This window comes from Atribacterota bacterium (genome assembly GCA_039638595.1).
Taxonomy (GTDB): Bacteria; Atribacterota; Atribacteria; order Atribacterales; family Caldatribacteriaceae; genus Profundicultor; species Profundicultor thermophilus.
Map to the genome: position 1 here is coordinate 1 of JBDIWM010000067.1, position 7,335 is coordinate 7,335.

A 7,335-nucleotide genomic window follows, 5' to 3' on the forward strand; every position below is an offset into this window, starting at 1 on the left:
CAATCAGGATTTCTTCCTCTTCAGTCAAGGTCACAATTTCAACTCGGTCCTGAAGATGGTTAAAGATGTTTTGGAGTATTTTTCGACAGCGATCCGTTCCCAGATGACGAATCCTGGAGGAAATCAGAGTTAATTCGGCCATCTCTGCTTTTTTTCTCAGTTCTTCAACCTTCTCCAGATCTTCTCCGTAAACCGGGGTTTCGCCTCCAAAACGCACATAGATAGAATCCACATAATCAAGAAGCGAGCCGAAGTCAGTTCTCTCGAGGTACTTCCCGAGCTGTCCACCTACTTCCGGAGAGAGGGTTAACTTTCCGTCACTGAATGCACCTGCTCCTCCCCATCCACAGAGGAGCGCGCAGGGAGAACATTTCTGACAAAGACGACTATTTTCCCTGGCTGGGCAACGTCGCTTCTCAATATTTTTCCCCCGATCGACAATCAAAATCCGCAAATCTACGCTTTCCAAAAGCTCCAGGGCAGCAAAAATCCCTGCTGGCCCTGCCCCAATAATGACCACATCATACTCTCTCTTCAAGGCGTTCACCCTGTCCCTTTTTCATTTCCTCGAGAATCATCAAAGCAATCTCTAGCGCATTTTTCCCCTCCTCCAAGCCAACCAACGGTTTTTCACCGTTGCGCACACACCGCACAAAGTGTTCCAGTTCCAGGCGTAGCGGCTCTCCTTTTTGAATGATGGGTTTCTCCATCAATACCTGGGGAGCGAGTGAAGAAGTCTTCTTATATACCGCCAGTTCCTGTTCCAAGTAGTCAATGGAAATAAACGAATCAATCTGGGTGATCTCCATCCGCCGAATCTTTTTGCGAGTAATTCGACTGGCCGTAAGATTGGCAATACAACCATTGGCAAAAACAAGCTGCGTGTTGGCAATATCCTCTTGTCTCGAAAACACCGAGTACCCAAAAGCATGTACTTTGACCACTTCACTTTTGATGATACTCGTCACAATATCAATATCATGAATCATAAGGTCCAGAACCACCCCAACATCGACATTCCGATTCACGTAAGGACCCATACGGCAACAGTCAATAAAAATTGGTCGATCCACAATCTTAGAGAGTTCAATCACTGCAGAATTAAAACGCTCAATATGGCCAACCTGCAAAATGACCCTTTTGCGGTTCGCCATCTCCATGAGCTCTCTGGCTTCTTCCAGGTTGGTGGTAACAGGTTTTTCGATGAGGATATTGACCCCCTCTTCAATAAAATGGCCGGCAATTGCTCGATGTAAGACCGTAGGCACGACAATACTTACCGCATCCACCTTCCCAAAGAGTTCCCGGTAATCGAAAAATGGGACGGTGTGATACCGGTCAGCAATTTCTCTGGCCCGCTCTTTGTTGATGTCCACAACTCCTACCAGTTCCACTTCAGGGAGCTCAGAATAAATCCGAGCGTGGTGTTGCCCTAGATACCCAACCCCAACCACGCCAACTCGCACCAGGGTCAATGCTTTTCACCTTCAACCATAAAAATCTCCTCTATAAGGTAAAAAATTCCCGTATCAAAGAAACGATCACTTTCAATTCATCCTCCTTCAGTTGAGGATGTACCGGTATTGATAATACTCTATCAGCGAGGGACTCCGCAACTGGGAATGAACAATCCTTCATTATCTCGGCAAGAAAGGGCTGCTTGTGCAAAGGAATAGGATAATAGACCTCACAACCCACTCCGGCACTGCGCAAAAATGTGAGTAACTCATTTCTTTTCTCCCGGAGCGTCAAAGTATACTGGTGGAATACAGAACCCCTTCCCTCTGGAACCTTTGGCGTAACCACCAGGGGAAATAAGTCCCTCAACGCCCGGCTGTAAAACGCAGCGTTGAGGCATCTCTGCTCATTCGCTTTTTCCAGTTTTTTAAGCTGTACCCGCCCAATTGCTGCTGCAATATCCGTCATCCTGAAGTTGTACCCCAGCATTTCATGATAATACCTCTTCTTACTTCCATGATTGATCAACATCCGGCATCGTTCAGCAAGTTCTGTGTTCGCAGTAACCACCATACCACCCTCACCAGTGGTCATGTTTTTAGTGGGGTAGAAACTAAAGGCTGCTATCTCTCCAAAACTCCCTACCTTTCTTCCTCCATAGGAAGCTCCGTGGGCCTGAGCACAATCTTCCAAAAGAAAAAAACCGTATTTCTCCTTCAAGGCCAGAATTGCCTCCATATCACAGGGTAACCCATAGAGATGTACTACAATAACACCCTTTATATTTTTTTCTCGTTCCAAAACTCTTTCAAGATACGAAGAATCCAGATTAAACGTCTCTTCATCAACATCGCAAAAAACAGGGATACCCCCACACTGAACGATTGCACTTGCCGTCGCCACAAAGGTAAAAGGAGTGGTTACAATTTTATCGCCCTCTTGTGCCCCCAATGCTTTCAAAGCTACAAAAAGTGCCGAGGTTCCGCTACTCGTAGCAACTGCTTCTTTGACACCAATGTACCTGGCAAACTCTTCTTCAAAGAGTTCAACCTGTCGACCTCGCGCAAGAAATCCCGAATCGAGAACCTCCAGAACTGCGTTTTTTTCCTCTTCCCCCAGAAAGGGTTTACTGAGTGGTATTTCCATTTCTCTATCCTCACTTCTTCAAAGTCCCTAAATAAGAACAATAATTTTCAAAATTAGAACGCATCTCCTCTAAGGAGTCTCCACCAAATTTTCTCCGGTAGGCATCCGCCAGGACCCAGGATACCATGGATTCCCCTACCGCCAGAGCTCGGGGCACCGCACAGACATCGGAACGTTCATACCGAGCCCGAGCCGGCTCTTTTGACTCTACATCCACGCTCTGCAGGCCTTGCAAAAGGGTGGGAATCGGCTTCATTGCACACCGAACCCACACCACTTCCCCGGTTGAAATACCACCTTCGATACCACCGCTACGATTGGTTTTTCGCACAAAAGGGAAAGGCGACGAAGAAGCGTCGTAAAAAATTTCGTCGTGAAACTCACTCCCTCGAAGAAACGTCGAGCAAAACCCGTCTCCAACTTCTACTCCTTTTACTCCTGGGATACTCATAAGGTGAAAACTGAGTTGTGCATCCAGCCGTTCCTCAAACTGGGTATAACTTCCCAATCCAGGCACCACTCCCAGTCCAGCCACCACAAACCTTCCTCCTAAGGTATCACCCTCCGCTTTAGCACTTTCAATTAATTCTACCATTTCTCGTTCCTTGGTTGGATCAAAGGTAGCCATGAAAGACTGTCGAGCTCGAGCAATTTTTTCTTCCCATCCCAGATTCTCTTCAACCGTAACCGGACCAATACTCTCCACAAAACCTCCCACTGTAACCCCAAAATGAGAAAGAAGTATTTTGGCTATTGCCCCTGCCACACAGCGAACTACCGTTTCCCTGGCACTTGCCCGCTCAATCACATTTCGCAAGTCAGTAAACCGATACTTAACCATTCCCGAAAGGTCGGCATGTCCAGGACGGGGAATGGTCACCCCACGATATTCCGGGGGCGGATCACCGAGGGGGTCCATAACTTTCAACCAGTTTTGATAGTCCTGGTTGCGCACTAAAATCGCTACCGGACTTCCCAAAGTTTTCTTCCATCGTACTCCCCCAAGGATTTCGATCTGGTCCTCCTCAATCTCCATCCGTGGACTTCTTCCTGCTCCTTTTCTCCGGCGAAGTAGTTCCTGGTGGATAAAATCCACATCGAGCGTGAGATTAGAAGGCAAGCCCTCTATCAAAACCACCATACCGGGGCCATGAGATTCACCCGCGGTCCTGAAACTCAACTTCACGTTTGGTAGCCTCCTTTAACTGCAGAGCGTCCATGAGGAAAGCTCGAAATTTTTCCTCATTTCCTTCCTCAAGCCAAGACGCAATCTCGCGTAATTTTGATTGAAACCTGTCAAGATGGGCAATGATTCTTTTCCGATTCATCCAGAATATATCCATCCAGATACCGGGACAAGCTCCGGCAATTCTTGTCCAGTCTCGAAACGATTTCCCACCAAACAACGCCCAGTCCCTTTGGTGTTCGAAAAAGGTTTTGAGATACACGTTGGAAAGAAGGTGTGGCAAATGGCTCACGACGGCACACACTTCGTCATGTTCTTCAGGAGTCAAAAAAAAACCTGTCCTCCCAAAACACTGGCAATTTCAGAAATCAGTGCTCGGGTTTCTTCTCGCATCGAAACCGGAGAAACGAGAATCGGTACCCCCCGAAACAAACCTCGCGCGGCGTTCTGAATGCCTCCCTCCTCTTTCCCCCCCATGGGATGAAAACCGATATATTCCCAGGGTAAACTGTCTCTCTGAATCTCGGTAAAAATCCATTCCTTGACGCTCGCTACATCGAAGATAAAGGTGTGAGGAGAAAGGAATGGTTTCATCCGGTTAAATATGCCCGGAATCGCGCTGACGGGTGTCGCCAGAAAAATCACATCGGCTCCTTTTACCACTTCTTCAAAGCTCAGTGCCACATCGATGGCTCCTTTTTCCCGAGCCACCAGAACGACTTCAGGTTTTACGTCATAGCCCCGAATCATCTTTTTCCTCGACCAGGTTGAAAGGTCCATTCCCAAAGACCCACCGATTAAACCCAGCCCGATGATGGAAATGGTCAATGTTCCCAACTCAGATCTCCCTTCCCACAATTGGCGCGAAACGCCTCAAATCGCGAACCAGAGCAGTCAACTGATCTGGAGAAATCGATTGCGGACCGTCAGAAAGCGCCTCCACAGGATTAGGATGCACTTCAACCAAAAGCCCATCTGCCCCTACAGCCAGCGCTGCAAGGCACATTGGATGAACCAGATCACTTCGCCCGGTACCATGACTGGGGTCAACCAAAATAGGAAGATGGCTTTTCTTTTTCACGATCGGCACACAGCTCAAATCCAAGGTATTCCGTGTAGCCGGTTCAAAAGTCCGAATGCCCCGCTCACAGAGCACCACTTGATAATTGCCCTGAGCAAGAATGTACTCTGCCGACATCAGCATCTCATCAATGGTGTTCATCATACCTCGCTTGAGCAACACTGGTTTTCTGAGTTTACCTACCGCTTCGAGCAAGCGAAAGTTTTGCATATTCCGTGCTCCAATTTGAATCATATCGGCGTATTCGGCAACCATGGAAAGCTCCTCAATCCCCAGAACCTCGGTAACGACTGGAAGACCGGTCAGCTCCCTCGCTCGGGCCAACATTCTCAACCCTTCTTCTCCCAAGCCCTGAAAACTATAGGGAGAAGTTCGGGGTTTGAACGCACCACCCCGCAACATTTTTCCTCCAGCCTCTTTGACTCGAAAAGCGGTCTCCATAACCTGAACTTCTGACTCCACCGCACACGGCCCGGCAATAATCACAAATTTCCCCGGACCAATTTCCACATCGTTTACCCGCACTACAGTATCCTGTTCACGAAACTCGCGACTGGTCAATTTATAAGGAGTTAAAATGGGAATAACCCTTTCTACGAAAGGCAAAACCCCAATTTTCTCCTCTAAATTCACACCCCGCTCATCACCGATGGCGCCGATAATGGTTCTTTCGGTTCCCTGAGAAATATGGACTCCAAAACCAAATTTTTTGAGCCTCCTGATCACTTCTTCAACTTCCTGCGATGTCGCACCACTTCTGAGGACAATAATCATGTTTTTCCCTCCTGAATCCGATACAGTTCTCCACAGGACGCTTGGATTTCTCGCCCCCGCGACTTTCTAACTGTGACGTTAATCCGACTCTCTCTCAGAATTCTGACAAACCGTTCTATCCGCTCTGAAGAAACAGGATGAAATGAAGAACCGGAAATCTGGTTGCCTGGAATAAGGTTCACATGCACCAGCATTCCCGCTAAAAGATGGGCCAGCCCATGAGCGTCTTTTGCCCCATCGTTGATATCTCGCCACAGCGTGTACTCGACCGTAACTCTCCTATTGGTAAGAACAATATATTCCCGCACCGCCTTTAAGATTGAAGATAAAGGGTACACTCTATTGAGTGGCACCAGCAAAGAACGCAAGTCATTATCGGAAGCATGGAGGGAAACGGCCAGGTTCACTTCTTTAAAATCCTGGCCGAACTGCACAATGGCTTCGGGAACACCTACCGTTGAAACCGTGATTTTCCGGGCTCCAATCCGCAGACCCTCCCGTGCATTCATCACTCGTAGCGCCTTAGCAAATTGATTGTAGTTTAAAAATGGTTCCCCCATGCCCATGAAAACTAGATTGTCCACTTTTAAATGGCGTTCTCGTTCAACCAACCATACTTCCTCAACGATCTCCTGGAAGTTCAAATTTCTTTTAAATCCAGCCCTACCCGTAGCGCAGAATGGGCATCCCACCGGACAACCAACCTGCGAAGAAATACACAGGGTATTCCTCGCCCGGTGAGGAATCAGAACTGCTTCGATGGCATTCCCATCGCACAGGGTGAACAAAAATTTTTCGGTACCATCCTGGGAACGCAACGCCTCTTTGAGCTGTAACTCTCCAATCTGAAATGAGCCCGTGAGCGCTCTTCGCAAATTTACCGGAAGGTCAGTCATGTCCTCAAAACAAAAAATCCCTCTCTGATAGAGCCAAAACGCAACCTGCCGAGCTCGATAAGCAGGCTCTCCCCTTTCCTCAAACCAAGAGGAAAAATCCTGAGGGAGTAAACCAACGATATTCTTTTTATCCAAGCCTATCCTCCCCAAACCATTCAAAAAACGAGAAACAGCCCCATAAAAAGCCTTCAAAAAGACATGGCCTTCTCGATATAGAAACCGTCTTATATTTTCTTTATCAAGAAGCCAAACACATCAACTTATTTTACAATACCAAATTTTATTTTAAAATAGTAACGAAGGGATGGTGAATATGGAGGACAAAGAGAAGAGCGAATTTCAGAAACAACTTTTTGATCTTCGTGCCCGAATTGTGCAAATCCTGAAAAAGAAAAACTCATATGCAAAAGAGTACAATCCTTTAAAGGAGTCTCGAGACGAAGCCGATTTGGGAAACGCAACGCTTGATATGGAACTTGAACTCTCTTCGAAACGTACCCTCCAAGAAACTCTGGAAATGGTAGAAAAAGCACTGAAAAGGCTGGAAGCTGGGACTTACGAAACATGCGAAATTTGCAAGCGAAAAATTCCCCTCAACCGCTTAAGGAGTATTCCCTACACATCCTACTGTGTCGAGTGTCAGGCAAAGTTAGAACACACCGAGCAATAAAAAAGGGCGAACCTGATTTTTTACCTGGTTCGCCCTTTAAAGAAACGGAGCCAGTCAGGTGTGGACCATTCTTTCCAGATTCTGCAATCGCTCCTCTAAAATAAGAGGAATAACCGATGGTATC

Annotated in this window: 9 protein-coding genes; 1 reads left to right on the forward strand and 8 read right to left on the reverse strand. The window is 47.2% G+C overall.

The window, feature by feature from the left end:
• From ABDK92_10595 to rlmN, 8 genes are all read right to left on the reverse strand, one after another.
• On the reverse strand, window positions 1–538 hold a 538-nt coding region (locus ABDK92_10595; protein ID MEN3187050.1), incomplete at its 3' end, for an FAD-dependent oxidoreductase.
• Window positions 522–1,466, reverse strand: a complete 945-nt coding sequence (locus tag ABDK92_10600) for a Gfo/Idh/MocA family oxidoreductase (GenBank protein MEN3187051.1) — start codon at window positions 1,464–1,466, stop codon at window positions 522–524. The genes ABDK92_10600 and ABDK92_10595, both read right to left, overlap by 17 nt.
• A 40-nt stretch (window positions 1,467–1,506) precedes the next feature.
• Window positions 1,507–2,604, reverse strand: a complete 1,098-nt coding sequence (locus ABDK92_10605; GenBank protein ID MEN3187052.1) for a DegT/DnrJ/EryC1/StrS family aminotransferase — start codon at window positions 2,602–2,604, stop codon at window positions 1,507–1,509.
• Between the two features lie 10 nt (window positions 2,605–2,614).
• The gene (gene aroC, locus ABDK92_10610) at window positions 2,615–3,790 is read right to left on the reverse strand and encodes a chorismate synthase (GenBank protein MEN3187053.1); all 1,176 of its coding nucleotides are present in this window, start codon (window positions 3,788–3,790) and stop codon (window positions 2,615–2,617) included.
• Window positions 3,762–4,118, reverse strand: coding sequence for a prephenate dehydrogenase dimerization domain-containing protein (locus ABDK92_10615; protein ID MEN3187054.1), 357 nt, complete (start codon window positions 4,116–4,118; stop codon window positions 3,762–3,764). The genes aroC and ABDK92_10615 overlap by 29 nt, the downstream gene beginning before the upstream one ends.
• Window positions 4,115–4,627 carry a prephenate dehydrogenase/arogenate dehydrogenase family protein gene (locus ABDK92_10620; GenBank protein MEN3187055.1) on the reverse strand — a complete coding sequence of 171 codons (513 nt, stop codon included), beginning with the start codon at window positions 4,625–4,627 and terminating at the stop codon, window positions 4,115–4,117. The genes ABDK92_10615 and ABDK92_10620 overlap by 4 nt, the downstream gene beginning before the upstream one ends.
• A gap of 1 nt (window position 4,628) precedes the next feature.
• Window positions 4,629–5,645, reverse strand: a complete 1,017-nt coding sequence (aroF, locus tag ABDK92_10625; GenBank protein MEN3187056.1) for a 3-deoxy-7-phosphoheptulonate synthase — start codon at window positions 5,643–5,645, stop codon at window positions 4,629–4,631.
• Complete coding sequence (gene rlmN / locus ABDK92_10630; GenBank protein MEN3187057.1) at window positions 5,642–6,676, reverse strand: 23S rRNA (adenine(2503)-C(2))-methyltransferase RlmN; 1,035 nt, start codon at window positions 6,674–6,676, stop codon at window positions 5,642–5,644. Before rlmN ends, aroF begins: the two co-directional genes overlap by 4 nt.
• A gap of 178 nt (window positions 6,677–6,854) precedes the next feature.
• On the opposite strand from rlmN, the gene ABDK92_10635 reads away from it, so the two are divergent.
• Window positions 6,855–7,211, forward strand: a complete 357-nt coding sequence (locus ABDK92_10635; protein ID MEN3187058.1) for a TraR/DksA C4-type zinc finger protein — start codon at window positions 6,855–6,857, stop codon at window positions 7,209–7,211.
• The last annotated feature ends 124 nt before the right edge of the window (window positions 7,212–7,335 follow it).